Source organism: Pseudoalteromonas sp. SG43-1 (assembly GCF_014164415.1).
GTDB lineage: Bacteria > Pseudomonadota > Gammaproteobacteria > Enterobacterales > Alteromonadaceae > Pseudoalteromonas > Pseudoalteromonas distincta.
The window spans coordinates 56,233-78,812 of sequence record NZ_JACJFD010000020.1; the positions used below are offsets into that span (position 1 = coordinate 56,233).

A 22,580-nucleotide genomic window follows, 5' to 3' on the forward strand; every position below is an offset into this window, starting at 1 on the left:
AGCGCAGTATTAGTGGCTGCGCAATGTTTAAAGGAATGGAAGTAATGTCAGTTATTCGCGGTGTATTTAGTATTATTTTTTACACAATAAACACACTTTTTTGGTTTGTGCCTATTTTTATTTGTGGGCTTATAAAGCTTATACCTATTAAGCCTCTACAAAAGATTATGAGCTGGGCTGCAAAGCAATTTGCAACTATTTGGGTGACCTTTAATAGCTTAAATCAAAAGTTATTTACGCCAACTAAACTTAATGTAACTGGCCTTGAAGACCTTAAGCTAAAGGATTGGTACCTAGTAATTGCAAATCACCAAAGCTGGGTCGATATTTTAGTATTGCAGCGTGTGTTTAACCGTAAAATTCCATTTTTAAACTTCTTTTTGAAAAAAGAGCTTATTTACGTACCTATTCTAGGTTTGTGTTGGTGGGCGCTTGATTTTCCGTTTATGACTCGCACGAGTAAAAGCCAATTAAAAAAGAATCCAAAGCTGCGTGGAAAAGACTTAGAAACCACGCGTAAAGCCTGCGAAAAATTTAAAGAGATGCCAGTAAGTGTGGTTAACTTTGTAGAAGGCACTCGTTTTACTACACAAAAGCACGCGCGCCAAAATAGCCCGTTTCCACATTTATTAAAACCAAAAGCGGGCGGTATTGCTTTTGTAATGCAAGCAATGGGCGAGCAAATTACTAAAGTGGTTAACGTTACAATTCATTACCCTAATGGCATTCCTACATTCATGGATTTTGCTGGTGGTAAGGTAAAAAATATCAACGTACACGTGGATGTAAGGCCTGTAAGCGAAGAGCTTATTGGTGACTACACCGGCGATTCTGAATTTAGAGTGCGCTTTCAAAGCGAGCTAAATCGTTTATGGGAAAATAAAGAGCAAACATTACAATCGCTCGAAAAACATCCCAAATAAAAGGCAAAAATATGAGCTTACAGTTATGCTAAAAAAGTGGTTACCAAATTGGCTTAACGGCTTAATTGTGGGCTGCGTATTGTTTTCTAATGTAATGCTTTTTGGTTCGCTAGTATTTTTACTAGGGCTTATTAAGTTATTACTGCCTTTGTCTGTTGTTAACTCTTTATTGCACAGCGCTTATCGAGGGTGGTGTAATGGCAATCGGTTTGGCTTGTGGCTAGGTTGTCCTAATATTGTGGTTGATATAACTGGCGATTTAAATTCAAAAAGTTGGTATTTACTTATATGTAATCACACGAGTTGGTTAGATATAACCGTGCTTAGCTCATTACATGCATTACCAGCCCCTAAGTTTTTTTTAAAAGATGAATTAAAATACGTGCCTTTTATTGGCACTGGTGCGTGGGCTATGGGTATGCCGTTTATGAAACGGGTAAGCAAAGCACAGCTTGCTAAAAACCCAAAATTGAAAGGGTTGGATGTAGAGCGCACAAAGCACAGCTGTCGCAATTTTCGTCACTATCCTACTACCATCGTTAATTTTGTTGAAGGCACACGCTTTACGCCAGCTAAGCATAATCTGCAGCAAAGTCCTTTTAAGCACTTATTAAAACCCAAAGCGGGTGGCATTGCTTTTGCGCTTGAAGTGCTAGCCAACCAATTTGATGCCATGCTAAATACAAGTTTAGTGTATAGCGGTAAAACAGATCACGTTTGTCGGAACTTACTCAAAGGCGAGCTAGATTCTATTTATGTTTCAATAGACGTAACGCCCATTAATGACAATATGCAGGGCAGCTATCAAACCGATGACGTATTTAAAGCTAATTTTCAACATTATGTGAATGAGCTATGGGTTGCGAAAGATCAGCAGCTTGCCGATATTTATGCTCAACAAGATTTACCTGAACCACAAATCAGTAAGGAAATTGAAACACTATGACCAACACCCACCTACAGGAGTTAATCGCTCCTTGGTTTGAAAAAGTACCCGATGCGGATTTTCTTAGTTCTATTACCGCAGTTTCAATAGGGATTTTTTCTTTATTAATTGTTTACTTATTTACTCGTAGGTTAATGTTACCAGGCATTCAAAAAGTGGTAACTAAGCTTTCGCCTCAACGTATTGGTTCGTTGTCGCCTATGCTTAATAAGCTTAATAGACGTATTGCAGGTATGCTTTGCAGCGTATTATTTTTGGCGACCTTTGACAGTGTTTATCCGGTTAATGAGCTGACCGCTGAAATTTTGAAAACGGTTGGCCAAGCCATACTAATTATTCATGTAGGTTTTATTTTTAGCAGTATTGTAAGTATTGCGGGTTCTATTTATAACCAATTGGAGTTTGCACGCGAAGTCCCTATTCAGGGCTTAATTCAGGTTGTTAAGCTAATCACCTTTATTGTGTGTGCTATTTTAATTGTAAGTATTTTCCTTGAGAAGTCACCCACTTATATTCTCTCTGGCTTTGGTGCTATTGCTGCTGTTACGTTATTAGTATTTAAAGACACTATTTTAGGCTTTGTAGCTAGTATTCAAATCGCAGCAAATCGCCTAGTAACTTATGGTGATTGGATTCAAGTAGAAAACTACGGCGCCGATGGTGAAGTAATTGATTTGGGTTTAAACACTGTAAAGGTACGTAACTGGGATAACACCATTACAACTATTCCAACTTATATGCTAGTTGCGGGTTCGTTTAAAAACTGGCGTGGTATGCAAGAGTCGGGCGGTAGACGTATTAAACGTTCACTTAATATAGATATGCACAGTATTTGTTTAGTAAGTGATGAATTTAGAAAGCAAATAGATGCGGCTATTCCGTTGCATGATTACATTCGAGTGACGACATTACCCGCTCAAGTTTCTAATTTAGGGCTGTTTCGTCGTTATGCTGAGGGCTATTTAAAGCAGCACAGTAAAATTAATACGTCGCTTACGTTAATGGTACGAGAGCTACAACCAATGAACCACGGGTTACCGATTGAGTTTTATTGCTTTAGTGAAGACAAACGCTGGATTTCGTACGAGCATCTACAAGCCGAAATAATGGACCATTTACTTGCAGTATTGCCAGTGTTTGGGCTTAGGGCATATCAAAGTGTTAGTGGGCAATTAAGCCCTCCTAACGAGCAACAAACAGATAAGCCAACATTTAGAGTGATGTCAAATAGTGCTGCAAAAGACCCACAGCAATAAATAAAGCTAAGAGCCACCAAATAGGTGGCTTTTTAAATCGCAGCCATGCAAATGTAATTATTACTAACGCAACCTGCCAAAGGTTATGGACAGCCGATGTCCAAATTGGTGAATACAATGCGGCCGCTAAAAAACCGACTACCGCTGCATTAAGCGCCGCTATTGAACTTGCAAAACGTGGCTTACTTGCCAAATTAATCCAGCTCTTTTGGAATGCGAGTATAAGTAAAAAACCAGGCATAAATATAAGCAGTGTAGCTATAAGGGCACCCACTAAAGGTTGCTCAGTAGTAAGTTGTGCGCCTAAGTAAGTAGCAATAGTAAACATTGGCCCTGGCACTGCCTGTGCACTCGCGTAAGCACTTAAAAACTGATCATCACTCAATGCTGGTACGCCAGCTTGAAGTACCGGCAGTACTACGTGTCCGCCGCCAAACACCATTGCACCCGCTTGGTAAAAAGGGGTAAACAAAGAAAACTCATGTCCTAGTGGAATAAAGCTAACCCCAAGTAAGAGCGCAAATAACCCCAGTGCAATCCAATTAATATTACTGTTTTTACTGCTAACATCGTCTGCTACTGTGCCAAGTTTTAATAAAGGCCATATAGCACCTACTGTTGCAGCGGTTATTAAAATAGCGATTTGAGTTCCCATCATTGGAAATAACACCAAGGCAAGTGTACTCATTATCGCAAGTAACTTAAGCGCACCACTTGTACAAAAGCTTTTAGCCATACTAAGTGTTGCATCAGCGACTATAACAACGGCAAATAACTTTAAGCCTGCAATAATTGCAAAGTAAACAGCGTCAAACTGATGGGCACTAGCCGCAAGCAGCACCATTATTAAAAACGAAGGCAAGGTAAAGCCTACAAAAGCAGCTATACCACCCAGTACTCCTGCACGCTCAACACCAATAGCAAAACTAACTTGGCTAGAGCCTGGCCCTGGTAATGCTTGGCTTAAACTAATAAGTTGTGCGTAACGCGTGTTAGTTAGCCAATTTAACGAGTCTACAAAGTGGCGCTTAAAATAGCCTAAATGCGCAGCGGGGCCACCAAAACTCATGCACCCTAGTAAAAAAAATTGTCTAAAAATAGCAATTAACATTGCGCCAATATCCTTTGTAAAATTCATTAAATTGTCACAGCGTAGTATGACATTTTTATTAAAACGGCACATTAGTTTGAGGTCTGTTTAACAATCATGCAAGATGCGCTGCTTTTAACACTCTCTTCATAGTTTGTTCATACATGTATTTGCATACTCTTGCTAAATTCTTAATGAATAGGGTATCACCATGACTTTAACTAAATCACTTTTAAGCGTAACCGTAGTAGCTGTATTACTTTCTGGTTGTGAAATGAATAACACCGGCAAAGGTGCGGCTATTGGCGCAGCAGCGGGTGGTGTATTAGGTAAAGCAACAAGTAACCATAAAGATAAGCGTATTTTTATAGGCGCTGCTATCGGCGCATTAGCTGGCGCTGCAGTAGGTAACTACATGGATAAGCAAGAAGAAGCATTTCGTGATGAACTTGCAGGCTCTGGTGTTGAAGTTGTACGTGAAGGAGATAACTTGCGTTTAGTTATGCCATCTAATATTACGTTTGCGACCGACCAATCTTATATTTCGTCTGGCTTTAACGATACCTTAGATGCGATTGCTAAAGTGATGAACAAATACGAAAAAACGTACCTAAGTATTGAAGGCCACACAGATAGCACAGGTAAAGATAGCTACAACATGAACCTATCGCGTGAACGTGCTCAAAGCGTTAAAAACTACTTAGTGAACCAGCAGATTATGGCTGAGCGTGTAAGTACTATGGGTTATGGCGAAACACGTCCAATTGCGACTAACGATAGTGCAAATGGCCGTGCTCAAAACCGCCGTGTAGAAATTCAAATAGTGCCAAACACAGAAGAATAATTAGTCTTTATTAAACTGTAATTCACACAGTTTTTGATACAACGGGTTACTTGCTACTAATTCTTGGTGGGTACCCGTTGCTATAATCTCTCCATTTTCCATTACCACAATCACATCGGCATGTTTAACCGTTGCTAGTCTATGGGCAATAATAAGCGTGGTGCGGTTTTGCATTAAATGCTCAAGCGCTGCTTGTACATGGTGCTCACTTTGAGCATCGAGTGCGCTGGTGGCTTCATCTAAAAGCAGTATTTCAGGGTCTTTTAAAATAGCGCGTGCCAGTACAATACGCTGCTTTTGCCCACCCGATAACCTCACACCTTGCTCACCTAAAAAACTGTTATAACCTTGCGGTAATTGTTTAATAAATTCATCTGCATGAGCATGTTTTGCAGCGGCATATACTTCCTCGTCACTTGCATTTGGGTTGCCGTAGCGAATGTTATGCATTACATCGGAGCTAAATAAAATAGGGTTTTGCGCTACCATACCCATTTTACCTCTGAGGGTATTAAGCGATAATTCTTTAATGTTTATATCTTTAAATTTAATGGATCCACTAGCCGGATCGTAAAAGCGCTGTAGCAATTCAAATAAGGTTGTTTTACCTGCACCAGAAGGGCCAACAATAGCCACAGTTTGGCCTTGAAGTATATTTAGACTTATTTTATTAAGTGCGCTTACGTCTGGGCGAGAAGGGTAGTTAAAGCTTATATTCTCAAGCGTAATAGCAGGGCTGTTACTATTTTTTAGTAAGTTACTATCTTGTGGGTTTAGTGGGTTTTCTATCACACTTTTAACAGCAAGTAACTCAAGTAATCTTGCAGCTGCGCCTGCTGCGCGTTGTAGTTCGCCATATACTTCAGCAACGGTTGCCACCGACATTGCCACCATAATAGCGTAAAACACAAAGGCTCCTAGCTCACCGCCAGTCATAGTACCTGCTAATACGTCGCTGCCGCCGACCCACAGCATTGCGCTAATAGCACTAAAAGTTAAAAATATTACCGCAGCAATTAAAAAAGAGCGCTGTTTAATACGGCTTTTGGCAACGTTAAAGGCTTTTTCGGTTTCAAGTGCAAAGGCGTGTTGCTCACGCTGTTCGTGGCTATAGCTTTGAACTACCTTAATATTTTGAATGATCTCGCCGGCATAGGTGCTTATATCGGCTATTGCATCTTGGCTAGAACTTGCAAGTTTGCGAACCTTTTTGCCAAAAACCATCATCGGCACTAATACTAGCGGCACACACGCTACCACTACGAGCGTAAGCTTTAAGTTAGTCACTAACAGCATTACCAAGCCACCCACTAACATTAATGCACTGCGCAGCGCCATAGAAAAGGAAGAGCCAATAATTGATTGCAGTAATGTAGTGTCGGTTGTTAAACGCGACATAAGCTCGCCACTGCGGTTTTCTTCAAAGTAACTTGGGTGCAAGGTAACAATGCGATTAAACACCGCTTTGCGAATATCGTTACTGACTCGTTCGCCAATCCACGACATTAAATAAAAGCGGCTAAAGGTGCCCACGGCCAATAAACTAATTAAACCAATAAGCACTAATACAGCTTGTTGTAGCTGATCTTTAGAGCCAGCAATAAAGCCATGATCTATGACAAACTTAACCCCTTGCCCTAATGATAAGTTAACACCAGCGGTGACTAAAAGGGCGCCAAGTGCCGCCACTACCATCCATTTATACGGTTTAATAAACGCAAAAATAGGTAATAAACTACTAAAAGCGGCTTTTTCGGGCTTAGGGCTTGTTTTTGACATAGTGGATTCTTTTTAAAGGTTAAGGTATAGATATGGCACTAAGATAATAAAAATCAATACTTTTAAACATTAGCATCAATAAGGAAACGTTATGACTACTGCAACCGTAAGTGGAGAATTTAATGTAAATCTGGCCCCAATAGAAGGCTACGCAAGCGGCCAAAACGGCGTTAATTTAGGGCGTATGTCGATAGATAAAACATTTAAAGGTAGCTTAAATGCCACCAGCCAAGGCGAAATGCTAAGCGCCATGACTCCTACACAAGGCAGTGCCGGTTATGTTGCCATAGAGCAAGTAATAGGCGAGCTTGACGGCAAAAAAGGCAGTTTTGTACTGCAGCATTTTGGTACTATGGATAAAGGCCAAGACAGCCTAATTTTAAATGTAATTCCCGACTCAGGTACTCATGAGCTAGAAGGGTTAACGGGCAGTATGAAAATACGTATTGAGCAAGGGATTCACTACTACGATTTTGAATACACCTTATAAGATACACAAGGATTAAAATGCAAAAAGTAATCGAATTTAGAAAGACCCGTTTTTTGGGTGGGGTAGATATAGTCGCACTGAATGACCGCATACAGGAATTAAACCAAGATGGCTGGAAAGTAATAAACGCAGTGCCATTGACAGGCTTTTATGGCCAAGTGCATGGTTATACTTTGTTTATTGAAACTGACGAGCTTTAAATGACATTTACAGTATGGTTAAGCCTAGCGGCTATTTGTATGATGGGCGCAATGTCGCCAGGACCAAGTTTAGCGGTGGTTTTAAAGCACTCACTTAACGGCAGTATGAAAAACGGTATGCTTGCCGCGCTCAGTCATGGTACTGGCGTTGGCTTGTATGCTGGTGCATCGTTATTAGGGTTAGGCGCTTTAATGACGCAGTTTCCAACTGTTTATCAAATACTCGTGTATTTAGGCGCAGCCTATTTGGCGTATTTAGGTATAAAAATATTGCTAGCAAAACCCAGCAATAACGAACTTGAAGTACAAAAAAGTGAGGTAAGTGCAGCTAAAGCATTACAAGATGGTTTTGCCATTGCTTTTTTGAACCCCAAACTCGCTATTTTCTTTTTAGCCTTGTTCTCACAGTTTATTGACCCTCAGCTACTTACTTTAAGTGTGGGCATAATTATGTGTTTAACCGTGTTTGTAATTGATACCGGTTGGTACTTGCTGGTGGCGTTACTGACTGAGGTTTCAAAAAACCGCTTTGGATTTACCAAGCAAAACCCGTGGCTTGATAAAATACTGGGAGTCGTATTTATCGCTCTTGCTATAAAAGTTGTTATTAGCTTGTAAGATTGAGTAGAGATTATTGAAGCTTGCAGAGTGTATTTTTAGTTATATAGATAAAGGATTAAAACAATGACAAAACATATTTTAAAAAGTGCATCTTTCGACCCGAAGGTTCAGCAATACTGGATGCTAATGGCCGCTTTTTTTAGTGTACTAGCGCTGGTGACTATTCCGTTGTTACCCATTGTCTTGGCGATTGTATGGCTAGTGGGCGGGCGAATACTCGCAGCTATGTCTGCTGACTTATTACCACAAAAATTGGTAGTTAAACGTGGCATATTATTTAAAGAAGAAAAATCTATTCCGCTTGAAAAAATAACAGATGTAGGGTTAAGCCAAGGGCCGCTCATGCGAATTTTTGGATTATATCGTTTAAGCTTTGAAACAGCTGGGCAGTCAGGAAATGGTGCTTTAGTGTCTTTGCTTGGTGTAGTTAATGCGAGTGAGTTTAGAGAGGCGATACTTGAGCAAAAAGATGTATTGGCAAACCAAGGTAAAGCGTCGCAGCAGGCAACAGAGCAAAGTGAGAAAGAGCTACTGAGATCACTTACTTATAGTGTTAAAAATATTGAGCAGATGCTACTTGTTTTACTTGATGAAAGGCAGCAAAAGTAGCCTGTTTTAAAATTGTAAAGCTTATAAGGATATTTTTATGAATACGGAAATAAAAAATATATTTAATAATTATCCTGAGATAGCAAAAAGTAAGCTTATAAAATTACGAGAGTTAATTTATACCGTAGCACAAGAGCAAAACTTAGGAGCTGTTGAAGAGTCTTTAAAGTGGGGAGAGCCAAGTTATAACACAATAAATGGCAGCCCCATTCGCGTAGGCTTTAAGGGCTCCTCGTGTTATTTGTTTTTTCATTGCCAATCAAAGCTAGTAAGCACATTTAGAGAGTTGTATTCCCACACTCTCACTTTCGAAGGTAACCGGGCAATTGTATTAAATAGTGAAAAGCCATTACCAGAATACCCAGTTAAAGAGTGTATTAAATTAGCACTGACTTATCACAAAGTTAAACGCCTACCTTTACTAGGCGCATCATTATAAGTATTCAGTTGATGTTTAAAACACACTACATATTTGGTTTGCGTCACAGGTAATAACGGTTACGTTTTCATAACCCACACGCGTTAACGCTTCTGCTCCCAACGTTGCGCGCGCACCACTTGCGCAGTGCACGTAAATAGGGCGAGCTGCGTCTTTTTCTATTTCCATCAGTTTCATCTCGAGTAATCCACGCGGAATATTTATAGCGCCAGTAGCTGCTTTTGTAGCGTGCTCTGCAGGTTCTCGTACATCAATAAGTAAACCCTTATTTTGTTCAAGTTCGAGTTTCGCTTGCGCTGCGTCAATACGGCGTTGGTTAGGTGTGATAATTTTTAGTAAATCAGGGATTGATGTAAGCATTAGTTTGTAAATCCTCTTTTTCTTAAAAAAGACATTAATGAGTGCTACTTGGTATAAGTAGGTTAATTGAGTTAATACTTATAAATAACGTTAAAAACTGAAAGTTACTTTATATAAAGTAACTTAATAGTGCGGATACTGCTACAGCACTTCCGCCGATTAATAAAACGGCATCGTTAATTTTGTGATTACCTTAATATTAGTAAAGTCTAATGTTAATTATATTAGAACCTACTAATGTAAAAGTCTATACTTAAAAAGGTATCAAAAAGAGAAATAATAAAAATGAATATTGAACAACTAGCTGTCAACGCAGAGCAAGCCGAACAGTTTTTAAAATTAATGGCTAACAAAAATCGCTTAATGATTTTATGTAGTTTATTACAAGGTGAGCAAAGTGTAGGTGAGCTAAATAAAAATGTACCTTTAGCACAGTCAGCGTTATCTCAGCATTTAGCAAGTTTACGCAAGGCAGATATGGTTGCTACTCGCAGAGAAGGGCACACTATTTATTACTCATTGACCGATCCAAAAGTTGAGTCGATCATTGCTTTGCTATATGAGTGGTTTTGCCGACAAGAAAATACTAAATAAACGTAGCTATTTCATTAAGCGATTTTTTATCAAGTGCATGGGCAGGTACTGTGGCATCATCGCTTGGGTAGCCTGCAATAAGTAGCATGTATGGGCGTTCGTTATCTTTATCGCGATTACATATGTCGGTTAAAAAACTCATTGGCTTTGGAGTATGAGTAAGGGTTGCCAAACCACTGCGGTGCAAAGCTTGAATTAAAAAGCCGGTAGCTAAGCCAACAGACTCATGCACATAATAATTCGTATTTTTATCATCGCTGCTTACGCCGCCCTTTTTTTGACTAAATACAGCTATAAGCCAAGGTGCATGCTCTAAATAAGGTTTATTGGCGTCGGTACCTAACGGTTTTAGCGCATCTAACCATTCTTCACCTGCTCTGCCTTCGTAAAAAGAACGCTCTAATTTTTCTGCGGCTTCTCTTATTTGTTTTTTTACATCGCTACTGTTTATAGCCACAAAATGCCAAGGCTGATGATTCGCTCCACTTGGTGCTGTGCCAGCTGCTTTTATACATGCTTCAATAATATTTTTTGGTACTGGACGGTCGCTAAAGCTGCGAATGCTATGGCGGCGTTGGCTGGTTTGTAAAAACTCGTTAGCACGATTTAGCATTTCTTCATGTGGATATTCTATAAAGTCATTTAACGGCTGGCTTTGGTGATCTTGCATGGCTTTTCGTTTCTTATAAAAAGTATATGTGGTTTTTATACCGAGTGAATACAGTGCAGGCAAGTGTTATGAGTTTAAATTATGTTTATTTGTTGTTACAAATTTAACCAGCAAGTAACTTATGTTCCTATTTTCCTTGTGGTATAAAACATTATAAAAATAATTACTCATATTCAAGGAAGTAAAAATGCTATCAATAACAGGGTTATCTAAAACCTACGATAATGGCGTACATGCACTACAAGGTGTTGATTTATCTATCGGCAAAGGGATGTTTGGATTACTTGGGCCAAATGGCGCAGGTAAATCATCGCTAATGCGTACCATTGCAACACTGCAGTCGGCTGATTCGGGTTCAATCACTTTTGATGGTATTGATGTTTTTAAAGACCCACAGGCTCTGCGCCAACGTTTGGGTTATCTACCGCAAGATTTTGGTGTGTACCCGCGTGTTAGTGCTTACGACTTACTGGACCATATGGCTGTTTTAAAGGGAATTCATAATAAAGCAGAGCGTAAAGAGTCGGTTGAAGGATTACTTGCACATACTAATTTATATCAACATCGCTCAAAAGCGGTAAGTGGCTTTTCGGGCGGTATGCGCCAGCGTTTTGGTATTGCACAAGCCTTACTAGGCGACCCCGACTTACTTATCGTTGATGAACCTACCGCAGGGCTAGATCCTGAAGAGCGAAATCGCTTTCATAACTTGTTAGTAAGCTTAGGCGAGCAAAAAGTCGTTATATTATCGACCCACATTGTTGAAGATGTAGCAGAGCTTTGCCCAAACATGGCGGTGCTGGCAGGCGGTAAAATACTATTAGAGGGCAATCCAATTGCCCTTACCGATAAACTCCAAGGCCAAATTTGGCGCAAAGCCATGAGCCAAGAAGAAGCGCTAGAGCTTGAACCGCAGCTGCCTGTTATTTCAAAACGCTTATTTGCTGGGCAAACCATATTACATGTATTAGCCAATGAAGCCCCTGAAGGTTTTGAGCTCAGCAGTGCAAACCTAGAAGATGTGTATTTTTCTACGTTGCTTAATCATCGTAACAGCCAAGTAGCATAAGGGGGCGCTATGTTTTTTAATATGCTAGCGTTTGAGCTGCGCTATTTTATGCGTCAGCCTTCGTTTTATGTGACCTCATTAATATTCTTTTTTATGGCGTTTTTTATAAGCTCCAGTAGTAAGTTTCCGTTAGGTGGGGCTAATGTTCATATGAACTCGCCTTATACCATTATGGTTTTAACGGTTACCTTTTGTACGCTTGCTATGTTTTTAGTGGTTAACTTTGTTGCAAGCTCAGCGATTCGCAACAGCGAGACCAAAATGGATGAGCTGGTGTTTAGTAAGCCCGTTAACCCGCTTGCTTATCAATCAGGGCGTTTTTTTGGTTCTTACTTAGTTGTACTTATTGTGTTTTTAAGCGTGCCACTAGGCGTATTTTTGGGATCTCAATTTGGCTTGTTGGTTGGCTGGCTCGATAGCGAGCTAGTAGGCCCCAATAAGTTTATATATTACGCAGCGCCTTTTTTATATTTAGCAGTGCCAAGCTTATTGGTCCTCAGTGCTATTTTTAATAGTGTGGCGGTCTATTTTAAAACCATGATGGCGGTATATGTAACGGCCGTGGTGGTTTATATAACCTACCAATTGGCGAGTATCTATTTTGACGATTTAGCGTTTAGAAATATTGTTGTTTACGCAGACCCATTTGGCACAGGGTCGTTAATTGACTTAACCCGTTACTGGACTGTAAGTGATAAAAATACTGAAGTGTTAACGCTTTCGGGCGATTTTTTAATTAACCGTATTTTATGGGTAGCAATAAGTTTAGCGATGTTTTTTGGCCTCGGAAAGTTAGGTAATCGCGTAGTCACTAAAAAACAGAAAAAGCAATTTGCTGTCTCAACGTTTGTAAAAAACAAACAAGCAGCACTTATTAGCAGCGCTAAAAATTACAAGTCAAAAGGGGTAAATACGAAATCGCAATTAGTAATGCGCAGCTTATTTGAACTTAAGCAAGTTATATTAAGTGCCCCTTTTATGATTTTAGCGGGTGTCAGTATTACTATGTTACTCGCACCACTTTTTGCACCTATTGGCGCATATGGCACAACGGATTGGCCGCTCACACAAAACATGGTGGGCATTATTCAAAACTCCTCCGCTTTGTTTATGTTTATCATTATTGCTTATTACAGCGCAGAGCTGGTTTGGCGAGAACGCCAAAGTGGTATGGGTGATATTGTTGACAGTTTCCCGGTGCATAACAGTGTGTTTTGGGTATCTAAAATTATTGCGTTAATCACTGCAGTTTGTGGCCTTTATTTAGTAGGCATGATGTTTACCATTGCAGTGCAGCTATTTAAGGGGCAATTTAACCTAGAGCTTGGTCAGTACTTATTTAGGTTGGGTTACCTTACATTACTGCCTTTAATTATGATGGCTATATTGGCGTTCTTTTTACAAATAATTAGCCCTAATAAATACATAGGTATGGGTTTATTTATTCTGTATTACATTGCTCAAATGGTAATGGGTGCTTACGGGTTTGAGCATCATATGTATCATTTTTCTCAAAGCAGTAGCGTACCGTATTCTGATATAAATGGTTATGGACATTTTTTACAAGGCGCGCATTGGTATACCCTATATTGGGGGGCATTGAGTGTGTTTTTAGCTATTGTAGGGTTTGCTTTATGGCATCGCGGCCCGTCGCAATCATTGCGTACTCGTTTATCTTTAGTGCGTTACAACATGTCTTTAAAAGGCCAGATTGCAGCCGTTATAAGTTTATTGGTATTTGTGGGCGCGGGTTATAACATTTATTACAACACCCGTGTAATCAACGAGTTTGTAACAAGTGATGATAACGAAGCGCTACAAGTAAGGTATGAGCAAGAGTTTTCACAATACAAAGACTTGCCACTGCCTATAATAACTGATGTTGACTTACACATTGATATTTATCCTAAAAAGCGTGCTTTAAATGCCGTGGCTAAAATTAAGTTTACCAATACCGCAAACGAGCCAATAACCCGTGTGTTAATCAACGAGCCTAGCCAATCTAAAAGCTGGGATGTAAAAATGGCGGGCGGAAAAATAGTAGAGCGTTTAACCGATTTTGGCATGGTATGGTTTGAGTTTGAACAACCGCTAATGCCCAATGAAGTACGAGAAGGCGAGCTCTCAGTTTCTCGTGAACACGACGGTTTTGTTGATAGGAGATCTGATACTCAACTCGTGCACAACGGTACATTTGTAAATAATGGAGAATTATTGCCAAATTTTGGTTATCAAAAGTATTTTCAAATTGCCGATAAGTATGAGCGCCGCAAGCACGATTTACCTGAACTTGAACGCGCACATAAACTAGAAGACAGCCGCTATTATACGCAAAATGAGTTTGGGCCTGCTAATGGCTTTATAAACTATAAGGCAACGGTAAGCACCGATGAGTCACAATTTGCTATTACACCAGGTTACTTAAAAAGTGAGAGTGTAAAAGACGGGCGCCGTACTTTTGTTTATGAAATGGATGCTCCAATTATAAACTTTTACTCTGTGCTTTCGGCAGAGCTTGAAAGTAAAAAGGTTGAGCATAACGGTGTAAATATTGAGGTGTACTACCACAAAGATCATGCATGGAATGTTGACCGCATGATTGAGTCAGTTCAAGACTCAATAGATTACTACACACAAGCCTTTGGCCCGTATCAGCATAGACAGCTTCGTATTATTGAATTTCCTAAGTATCGCTCGTTTGCGCAAAGTTTTGCCAATACGGTACCTTACTCAGAAAGTATGGGCTTTATTACAGACCTAAGAGATGAGAGTAAAGTTGACCTACCTTACTATGTAACCGCACATGAAGTTGCGCACCAATGGTGGGGGCATCAAGTATCAGGGGCTAATGTAGAGGGCAGTGCTGTTATTTCTGAAACACTTTCGCAATACAGTGCGCTAATGGTGCTAAAAAAACGCTTTGGCGCCGAGAAGCTTCGTAAATTCTTAAAGTACGAGCTAGATAAATACTTAATGGGCCGTACAGGTGAAGCCTTTGAAGAAATGCCGCTATATAAAACGCAGGGTCAGCTGTATCTTCACTATAATAAAGGCTCAGTTGCGATGATGGCTTTGTATGACCGCTTAGGTGAAAAACGCTTAAATGCAGCACTTAAAGCGTTTTTGAATGAGTTTAAATATCAATCAACGCCATATCCAACCACACTTGATTTACTTAGTTATTTAAAGCGAGATGCAACACAAGCTGAACAACGTTTTATTGATGATCAGTTTAAATATATAACGCTTTATGAGCTTGAAATGAAAGAAGTGTCGGTTACTGATGATGTTGATGGCGAAGGTTTTTATACAGTAACACTGAGCGTTGAAGCAACTAAGCAGCATGCCGATGGACAAGGTGAAGAAACTGAGCAGCCGCTCGATGAGCTAATTGATATTGCATTATTTAGCGACGACCCTGAAAACTTACTCGCTGAAGACTTTGTTATTTACTCGCAAAAGCATCAAATAGTATCTGGTACCAATACTATTGAGCTAAAAGTAAAAGAAAAACCATTATTTGCAGGGGTTGATCCTTACATTAAGCTGGTCGACAAAGACAGTAAAAACAACTTAGCTAAGTTTTAAAGTCTATTTATTTACTAACCACTTAAACTGACTACTTTAAAGGCCGCATTTATGCGGCCTTTATGTGTAATAAACTGTATAAAACTTCATAGCGTTTCTACATATTCCCCACAGCTTTTTACGCTAATATTTTATGTTCTCTTATAAAGTTACCTTACTGGTATTTAGTTTATAAGGAAGAGTATGAAACCATTAATTATAGGGGCGATAGCATTAAGCCTCAGTGCTTGTTCTGCGGTAACCATTCAGCCACGGGCAACAGCAAAAATAACGAGCCAAGCTAATTACGAAGATAGCCGCCCATTTTATTTATGGGGATTAGTGGGTGAGCAGCGGGTAGACGTAAAACAAATATGTTCAAATACACCGGTTATTCAAATGCAGTCACAGCAAACGTTTAGTGATGGAGCGCTGAGTTTAATTACGCTTGGAATATACTCGCCTCATACCATTAAAGTGTGGTGCCAAGAGCAAGTACTAGGGGAGGCATTATGAGCATCAAGCTATTTGCAGCCGGTTGCACACTGATTATTTTAACGGGGTGTACAAATATTTACTTTGATAACGGTATGCAGAGCAAAGTAAGCAATAAGACGCTAAAAAGTTCACAGTGGCATCATAATTTTGCACTTGCGTTGTACGAGGGATCAGAGCCGTTAGATTTAACAAAACATTGCCCACAAGGGGAGTGGCAAAGCGTTCATACGTATAAATCGTTTACTAATGGTTTAGCTGAGGTGGTTGTGAATCAAATTGGCCCAGCTTGGTACCCTAAAACAGTAGAAGTACAATGTAATAAGGTACCATTTAAAGCTAAATAATTATTTAAAATAGTTATTCGTAACGCAGTGCATCTATAGGGTTTAGTCTTGCTGCTTTAATAGCAGGGGCTAAACCAAATATAATCCCAATCATTGATGTAAATCCGAACGATAGTATTACAGCCCATACTGGTATATATGCATCAGGCATACTTGGGACTAAAAACGAAATAAGCCCTGCGGCGCCATATCCTATAATGAGTCCTATTAAACCACCAAAAAGTGAAAGCACAACGGCTTCAACTAAAAACTGCAACATAATAAAACCAGGTGTTGCGCCTAGTGCTTTTAATGTACCAATAACACGTGTGCGTTCAGTTACCGACACTAGCATTATGTTCATAACACCAATACCGCCAACAAGTAAGCTAATGCCAACAATACCAGCAGTAATAGCAGTAGCACTGCTGGTAAATTTATCTATTTGGGCACGAGATTTTTCAGCGGTTTCAAATTCAAAGTCGTTTTCATCTTTCTCTTTTAGTTTATGCAGTTGGCGCAATACACGAGTTATTTTTGCAAGCACTTGTTCTTCGTTAGTACCTTCATTTAACCTAAACATAATTTGCACATTAGTTTGTGTACTTCCGCCTTCTAAAGCACTCATGGTACTAATTGGAATATTAATGTAATCGTCTTGGTCAAAACCAAATAAGCTACCTTGTTTTTCAGCAACGCCAATAATTCTAAACCATTCACCACCTAGCTTTATATATTCACCTACTGGGTTTTCAGGAAGGTTTAGCTTTTCTATGATTGAAGGGCCGATAAATGCGACCCTTCTTCGTTTATCATCGTCCTCAGCACGAATAAAACGACCAAGTTCAGGATAAGTACGATACGCTTTTTGATAGTCTTGCTCGGTACCGATAACACGCGATGAATGGCTTTTATTTCCATACTCAGCTCCCCCCGAAAAGCGCCAGGTAAACATTAGGGCAGTTAGCGTTTCAGCTTCTTTTATACGCGACTTTAAAGCTAAAAAATCGTCGTAGGTAAGCTTGGCATTTTTACCAACCATTTCGAGTTCAATACTGGTGTAAGGCTTTATTGTTGTTACATCTGGCGACATATCAGCAAGTTGATCGTTTATTTGCTTTGTAAAACCCTGCATCACTGCAACGACAGTAACTACGGCGGCAACACCAATAATAATGCCCAAACAGGTCAGTGCGCTGCGCATTGCATTAGCTTTAATAGCTGAAAAAGCGGCCTTAGTGCCTTCCATTATCGCAAGAGCTGATTTAAACATGCTGCTTGATTCCTTCATCTTTAGTTACATCACTTACCACTTTACCGTCCACTAAACGAATCACGCGTTGGCAATGATCGGCAATTTCTTGCTCATGTGTTACTAAAATAATAGTGTGACCTTCGTTATGCAGCTCATCAAACAAATCCATAATTTCGCGGGTCGTTTTACTATCAAGATTACCTGTGGGTTCATCTCCTAATAATATATGTGGTTTTGTGACTAAAGCGCGGGCAATAGCAACACGTTGACGTTGCCCGCCCGATAGCTGGCTAGATAAATGATTAACTTTATCACCGAGACCTACCCGCTTTAGTGCTTCTAGAGCTTGTTGCTTGCGCTGTTTGCTAGGGATAAAGCGATATACTAAAGGCTGCATTACATTTTCTAGTGCGGTTGCACGTGGTATTAAGTTAAAGCTTTGAAATATAAACCCGACACTTTCATTACGCTGATGAGCAAGCTCTGTCTCGGTCATACTTTTTACTAGTTTATCTTTTAAGTAGTATTCGCCACTGCTGGGTGTATCTAAACAGCCTAATAAGTTCATCAAGGTCGACTTGCCTGAACCAGAAGGTCCTATAATCGCCACGTATTCGTTTTGCATTATATGTACGTTTACATCATCAAGTGCCTTAAATACCTCTGAGCCCATTTTGTATTGTTTATTAATATGCTCTAGCTTGATTACCGCAGACATTAGGCTTCTTCCTTGTCTGCATCTGATTTAAGTTTTACCACATCACCTTCAGTCAGAAGACTTACTGGGCGCGCAGGGCCAATAACTATTTTGTCGCCCTCATTTAAGCCGTCAGTAATGGCTTGCTCTATATCAGATGATATTCCAACAGTTACGGCAATTTTGCTAACGGTGTTATCACTATTTAGTCGCCATACAAATGTTTTATCGTCTTCTTTTTGGATTGCTTCTATTGGAAGTTTTAAACCGTTTTCGGCAATGCTTGTTGCGATCTCTGCTCTACAACTCATTCCTGCATATAGCTGGCGCTCAGTAGTGTCGAGTAATACTTTTACTTTAAACGATAAACCTTGAGAGCCGGCTTGGTTTTTAGCTGAAGTACCAATATTGATTACTGTGCCACTAAATGGTTTATTAGGGTATGCAGCCGCATAAATATTCGCTTTTTGGTTAAGCTTAATACTCGCAATGTCGGTTTCATCCACACGTAGCTCGGCTAAAATAGCGCTAGGATCGGCTACTAGCATTAAATCAGAGCCAATAATATTAGTAGTACCGGCTATAACGGTTTCACCTTCTTTAATATTTACAGATGCAAGCAAGCCGCTCATTGGAGCTCTAAATACACTTTTACTTAAGCGATCTTGCGCAATTTGTAGTGACGCTTGTGCTTGGTTGTACGACTCTATTCGTGATTCAATATCGATTTTAGCTAGATCGCGTGCGCTTTCAATGTTCTCGTAGCTCTCTTGATTACCTAAACCGACATCATATAAGTCTTTTTGTCTTTTAAGTTGGCGCTCTAGGTTAGCAAGGCGTGTTTTATTGTGTTTAATTTCAATTTCTGTGGCGCGAAGGATTGCTTTACTACGGGAAACTTCTGATTCAAAAGCAGTTGTATCAAGGCGCATTAACATATCGCCTTGTTTAACTCCTTGGCCTTCTTGAACAAATATTTTATCTACTCGGCCTGTCACTTCAGAGCGTAATTGCACTTGTGTATTAAAAACTAAATTACCTGAAGCCATTATTGAGTCAGCAATGTCGCCAAGCTCTACTTGAGCAATATTTACTTCGGCTTGTTTTTCATCGCCAGAAATTTGCTTTGACACAATTAGGGCTATAAATGCGCCTACAGCGAGTGTGATGATTATTGCTTTTTTCATTTTATCTATCCGTGAATTAAGTAATGTGGAGCTAGTATCTACCTCCACTTAAGAGTTAACTTGCTGCAATGATTGCCCAAATACCAAAAATAATAATTGAAGGAAGAGCAGAGAATAGGAGTGCTTTGTTAGTTGAAAAATTAGTCCAGCATTTTAAGCCGATCATTCCCAGCGCAATGCTCCAAAAGCTAAATAAGTTTATTGATTCTAATAAGCTATAAAAAGGATGGCCAATTTCAAGTCCTATTATTAATTGGTTAATAGATGCGTAGCTATATACGGCTTGTTGAGATATTTGATCTGTACTTGCACTTAGTACAAGAGCAATTGTTCCTAGGCTTGAAATAACAACTGGCATCATTGTCCAGGTAGCGAATCCATACCAAGCTCCGTAGCTATGTTCTGATTCAGGATCTTGTTTAGCCACAAGCATATAATAAAGTGCCATTAATGCATTCATGATAGCCAGCGCAATTACGCCGCCAAACAAACCAAACCATATTTGGCCTTCTGCATTTTGCTCTATACTTTGGCGAATCATTTTTTGCTCGCCAATCGTCGCATCAATAGTTGATGCTGCTACTTGCTCATTAATCAAAAACTGCATATCAACAGTGGAATAAAAAATATAAATACTCGCCATTGAAACTAAAGACATGACTATAAAAGCAAGCCATGACCAACCTTTGGCGTGTTCAACACCATTGAAAGCTTTACTAGGACTTATATAAATATCGAGTAGGGCGCTAAACGCGTTAGGTGATTTCATTATTATTCCTTTATACCTATTTTATGGCTAGGCAGTTATAAATGCCCAGTGACTAGGTAATAGAATAAAGGAAAATGTATGTATTGTTTTCATTCAATTGTAACGTTTTGTTAACAGGTGTGAGGGGTCTTGTTCAAAAACGAGAAAAGGGCCAAAAGGCCCTTCGTGTCGCAGCAAGTAACACATTCTTTCTTATAAATTAAAGTCTACAGAATAAGCAACGTAAGCTTTAATATCTGAGTCATCCATATCTGTATCAGATAAACCAAAAGTGAAACCATCTTTCGAAATTGATACACCGTAATCTAAGATATTATCATCGCCAATAAAGTCACCAGAGTAGTGGCCTAAGTGAAGTGCCATTTCAGTGCCGTTACTGCCAATAGCAAAACCGTAGTCAGCTGTCAGGTAAAGTGAATCACCAAAGTCTGTACCATCACCACTTGCAGCTGATGTTGCAAGTACTGAAGCACCAAATGTAAAGCCTTCAACACTGATGCTACCGTAAATTTCAGAGAAATCTGCGTCAGCTTCAGAAGCTGCATCTGGGTAAGCGTAATAAATATAGCCAACATCATAGCTAACGCTTTCGTTAATGTCGCCACCAAAGCCTGCATATAAATCAAGCTCATAGGTCATTTCATCTGCCCACGATGCATTTGAAGCCCAAGTACCTGCATAAAAGCCCGATTCATTAGCGTAATCAATACCGCCTGAAATAGCTGCATCGCCCCCAGTTTGCTCTTGACCACGCCATAAGTAGTTTGATGTTGCCGCTGCGTTTGCTGTTACTTCAGCATGTACGGCTGTTGATGTTAAAGATGTTGCGCCCATTAATGCTATAGCACTTATAGCGATGGTTTTTTTTAGTTTTAGCATGTCCATTTCCCGTTATATGATTTTTGCTCGCCAAGGTTTTTATTATGTATTCGGAACCTTTAGGCTGACGGCTTTTTATTGTTTAACTAACGGGATAATTGCACTGTATGTGCCAGCTTCATTATTTTTTATTAAAAATTATTTTTATACATTAAAAACATGAGCTTGTATTTTATAGATTGAGAAGAGATATGGTATGTAGGAAGATGTTGCGCACACTGCTGGTGCATAAATTAACCTAGCCGCACCATAAAAGTACGGCTAAATTAGAAGTTTTTAGCCAAATATAGTGCGCATAAGGCTAATTGTTTCGTTTACACTACGACCTTTTTGAACTTCACTCACAATTGAATCGCGCTTACTGCGAATGTGCTCAGGAATATCGTCAGCAGCAAGTGCGCGGTCTACTAAAATTTCTGCAGACTCTTTACCTCTACGCTGAGTTTTACCTGTCGTAGTTGTAGTTCGTTTAGGCTTACTTAACAGTTTGATGTAGTTAGAGTTATCTGGTGTTTTTGCATCAGCATAGTGAAAGAAACATGGGATTAGTGCTTTAATAGCAACTAATTGTGCTTCTAACTCATTACTAGGTTTAGCCATTTTGTACCATGACATAGCTTGAATACCTTTTACAATATCTTGCCAGTAACGCTCAAAATCACTATTTTTTAGTTTAGAAACACCAAGGGCACCGCATAATGCATCTAATCGATTGTTTGTGATCGGAGTAAATATATCAGGGCGACGCATTGCAAGCAGTCGTGTTGCAGGCGCAAGTGTTGGTTTTTCATTATTGTCGGTGAATATTTTTGAATAAGCAGCAACAAATTGTTGATATTCGTATTGAGTAATGTCACCTTCAAGTGGAATATTTACTAGTGCATCGTCAAAGGCACCTGGTAAATCGCCAAGCATTTGATGAAAGCTCTTCGCACTTTTTGTTGATGCAAACCATTCAACGTCAAAGTTGTATGTGCTTGGATCAAGTGATGCCATGTGCTTACCGCTAAACGCAAGTAAGTCTTCAGGAATCATATCTTTAAGAGATTGTTCACGAATGCTCTTAATGTAGTCTACTAAGCGAAGCTGTTCATCAAGAGCAATAACGTCTTTGTGTTGTTCTACAAATAAACTTACTACAGGCCACGGAGCAATACGTAAAGTTTTAACCTGTAAAAAGCTGATAGCTGAAATAAGCTGATCGTGTAGCTTCTTAAGTACTGGTAATTGCTGCGGCTCTAGTAAATCGTAGTTCATACGATCTCTGCTTGCACTTAGCAATTCGTAACACCAAGGTAAAAAATCATCAGGGTGGTTTTCTACTTTCACGGCCATAAGGTTAAGGCTTAATTCTGAAGATTGCTTCAGAATGTTCTGATAGATTTGATTTTCTTGTTCGCCTAGCGTCATTTTTGACGGTGAAATTAGCAGTTTTTTCATGCCTTGTAGAATCTCCGGTTTAGATATATATTTTTTTGCTGGTCTATTTTAGCGCAATTACGCTAATAACAACAG

The 22,580-nt window shown here is 39.6% G+C and carries 24 protein-coding genes; 14 read left to right on the forward strand and 10 right to left on the reverse strand.

The genetic code is table 11. The features are described from left to right. Positions 1-44 precede the first annotated feature (44 nt). Genes H5159_RS14130 through H5159_RS14140 form a run of 3 tightly spaced genes read left to right on the forward strand, consistent with a single transcriptional unit; the run spans position 45 to position 3,125 of the window. On the forward strand, positions 45-923 hold the full coding sequence (locus H5159_RS14130; protein WP_182720125.1) for an acyltransferase: 879 nt from the start codon (positions 45-47) through the stop codon (positions 921-923). A gap of 25 nt (positions 924-948) precedes the next feature. Beyond that, the gene (locus tag H5159_RS14135) at positions 949-1,869 is read left to right on the forward strand and encodes an acetyltransferase (RefSeq protein WP_182749573.1); all 921 of its coding nucleotides are present in this window, start codon (positions 949-951) and stop codon (positions 1,867-1,869) included. After that, positions 1,866-3,125 (forward strand): mechanosensitive ion channel family protein, encoded by a 1,260-nt coding sequence (locus tag H5159_RS14140; protein WP_182780476.1) that lies wholly within the window; start codon positions 1,866-1,868, stop codon positions 3,123-3,125. The genes H5159_RS14135 and H5159_RS14140 overlap by 4 nt, the downstream gene beginning before the upstream one ends. Here the strand turns inward: H5159_RS14140 and chrA are convergent. Next, positions 3,082-4,236 (reverse strand): chromate efflux transporter, encoded by a 1,155-nt coding sequence (chrA, locus tag H5159_RS14145; RefSeq protein WP_182780481.1) that lies wholly within the window; start codon positions 4,234-4,236, stop codon positions 3,082-3,084. The genes H5159_RS14140 and chrA overlap by 44 nt on opposite strands. 190 nt (positions 4,237-4,426) lie before the next feature. On the opposite strand from chrA, the gene H5159_RS14150 reads away from it, so the two are divergent. After that, positions 4,427-5,059: an OmpA family protein gene (locus tag H5159_RS14150; RefSeq protein ID WP_002959537.1), complete on the forward strand. Its 633-nt coding sequence runs from the start codon at positions 4,427-4,429 to the stop codon at positions 5,057-5,059. Here H5159_RS14150 and H5159_RS14155 read toward each other — a convergent pair whose 3' ends face one another. Beyond that, positions 5,060-6,838, reverse strand: a complete 1,779-nt coding sequence (locus tag H5159_RS14155) for an ABC transporter transmembrane domain-containing protein (protein WP_182780477.1) — start codon at positions 6,836-6,838, stop codon at positions 5,060-5,062. A 91-nt stretch (positions 6,839-6,929) separates the two neighbouring features. Here H5159_RS14155 and H5159_RS14160 point away from each other — a divergent pair, with 91 nt between their 5' ends. From H5159_RS14160 to H5159_RS14180, 5 genes are all read left to right on the forward strand, one after another. Beyond that, positions 6,930-7,328 (forward strand): DUF3224 domain-containing protein, encoded by a 399-nt coding sequence (locus H5159_RS14160; RefSeq protein ID WP_182712836.1) that lies wholly within the window; start codon positions 6,930-6,932, stop codon positions 7,326-7,328. Between the two features lie 17 nt (positions 7,329-7,345). Beyond that, positions 7,346-7,528, forward strand: a complete 183-nt coding sequence (locus H5159_RS14165) for a hypothetical protein (RefSeq protein WP_024599480.1) — start codon at positions 7,346-7,348, stop codon at positions 7,526-7,528. Continuing rightward, entirely contained in the window at positions 7,529-8,146 is a 618-nt protein-coding gene (locus H5159_RS14170; RefSeq protein ID WP_182780478.1) for a LysE family translocator, read from the forward strand. Positions 8,147-8,212: 66 nt separating this feature from the next. Then, a complete protein-coding gene (locus tag H5159_RS14175; protein ID WP_182716547.1) occupies positions 8,213-8,758 on the forward strand; it encodes a PH domain-containing protein in 546 nt (181 codons plus the stop codon). A gap of 37 nt (positions 8,759-8,795) precedes the next feature. After that, positions 8,796-9,197: a DUF1801 domain-containing protein gene (locus H5159_RS14180; protein WP_182749570.1), complete on the forward strand. Its 402-nt coding sequence runs from the start codon at positions 8,796-8,798 to the stop codon at positions 9,195-9,197. Between the two features lie 15 nt (positions 9,198-9,212). On the opposite strand, the gene H5159_RS14185 is transcribed toward H5159_RS14180, so the two are convergent. Next, positions 9,213-9,557, reverse strand: a complete 345-nt coding sequence (locus H5159_RS14185; protein ID WP_002959525.1) for a rhodanese-like domain-containing protein — start codon at positions 9,555-9,557, stop codon at positions 9,213-9,215. Positions 9,558-9,842: 285 nt separating this feature from the next. On the opposite strand from H5159_RS14185, the gene H5159_RS14190 reads away from it, so the two are divergent. Next, on the forward strand, positions 9,843-10,151 hold the full coding sequence (locus tag H5159_RS14190; RefSeq protein ID WP_010554926.1) for a helix-turn-helix transcriptional regulator: 309 nt from the start codon (positions 9,843-9,845) through the stop codon (positions 10,149-10,151). Here H5159_RS14190 and H5159_RS14195 read toward each other — a convergent pair. Beyond that, entirely contained in the window at positions 10,144-10,821 is a 678-nt protein-coding gene (locus H5159_RS14195) for a nitroreductase family protein (RefSeq protein ID WP_182738363.1), read from the reverse strand. The two genes, H5159_RS14190 and H5159_RS14195, sit on opposite strands and share 8 nt — an antisense overlap. 187 nt (positions 10,822-11,008) lie before the next feature. Here H5159_RS14195 and H5159_RS14200 point away from each other — a divergent pair, with 187 nt between their 5' ends. The 4 genes from H5159_RS14200 (at position 11,009) to H5159_RS14215 (ending at position 16,299) form a co-directional block, all read left to right on the forward strand. Continuing rightward, complete coding sequence (locus H5159_RS14200; RefSeq protein WP_002959519.1) at positions 11,009-11,890, forward strand: ABC transporter ATP-binding protein; 882 nt, start codon at positions 11,009-11,011, stop codon at positions 11,888-11,890. A 9-nt stretch (positions 11,891-11,899) separates the two neighbouring features. Beyond that, positions 11,900-15,478 (forward strand): M1 family aminopeptidase, encoded by a 3,579-nt coding sequence (locus H5159_RS14205; RefSeq protein WP_182780479.1) that lies wholly within the window; start codon positions 11,900-11,902, stop codon positions 15,476-15,478. A gap of 183 nt (positions 15,479-15,661) precedes the next feature. Further along, positions 15,662-15,973 carry a Bor family protein gene (locus tag H5159_RS14210; protein WP_182693249.1) on the forward strand — a complete coding sequence of 104 codons (312 nt, stop codon included), beginning with the start codon at positions 15,662-15,664 and terminating at the stop codon, positions 15,971-15,973. Further along, a complete protein-coding gene (locus tag H5159_RS14215; RefSeq protein WP_039490488.1) occupies positions 15,970-16,299 on the forward strand; it encodes a Bor/Iss family lipoprotein in 330 nt (109 codons plus the stop codon). The genes H5159_RS14210 and H5159_RS14215 overlap by 4 nt, the downstream gene beginning before the upstream one ends. Positions 16,300-16,312: 13 nt before the next feature. Here the strand turns inward: H5159_RS14215 and H5159_RS14220 are convergent, their stop codons facing one another. The 6 genes from H5159_RS14220 to H5159_RS14245 form a co-directional block, all read right to left on the reverse strand. After that, on the reverse strand, positions 16,313-17,551 hold the full coding sequence (locus H5159_RS14220) for an ABC transporter permease (protein ID WP_039490486.1): 1,239 nt from the start codon (positions 17,549-17,551) through the stop codon (positions 16,313-16,315). Further along, positions 17,544-18,251, reverse strand: coding sequence for an ABC transporter ATP-binding protein (locus H5159_RS14225; protein ID WP_024594267.1), 708 nt, complete (start codon positions 18,249-18,251; stop codon positions 17,544-17,546). Before H5159_RS14225 ends, H5159_RS14220 begins: the two co-directional genes overlap by 8 nt. After that, a complete protein-coding gene (locus H5159_RS14230; RefSeq protein ID WP_182693252.1) occupies positions 18,251-19,417 on the reverse strand; it encodes an efflux RND transporter periplasmic adaptor subunit in 1,167 nt (388 codons plus the stop codon). Before H5159_RS14230 ends, H5159_RS14225 begins: the two co-directional genes overlap by 1 nt. 55 nt (positions 19,418-19,472) lie before the next feature. Beyond that, positions 19,473-20,186 (reverse strand): YIP1 family protein, encoded by a 714-nt coding sequence (locus H5159_RS14235; RefSeq protein ID WP_182720094.1) that lies wholly within the window; start codon positions 20,184-20,186, stop codon positions 19,473-19,475. Positions 20,187-20,378: 192 nt separating this feature from the next. Next, the gene (locus H5159_RS14240) at positions 20,379-21,065 is read right to left on the reverse strand and encodes a TorF family putative porin (RefSeq protein ID WP_182693254.1); all 687 of its coding nucleotides are present in this window, start codon (positions 21,063-21,065) and stop codon (positions 20,379-20,381) included. 276 nt (positions 21,066-21,341) lie between these two features. Further along, on the reverse strand, positions 21,342-22,505 hold the full coding sequence (locus H5159_RS14245; RefSeq protein ID WP_182780480.1) for a hypothetical protein: 1,164 nt from the start codon (positions 22,503-22,505) through the stop codon (positions 21,342-21,344). Positions 22,506-22,580: the final 75 nt, after the last annotated feature.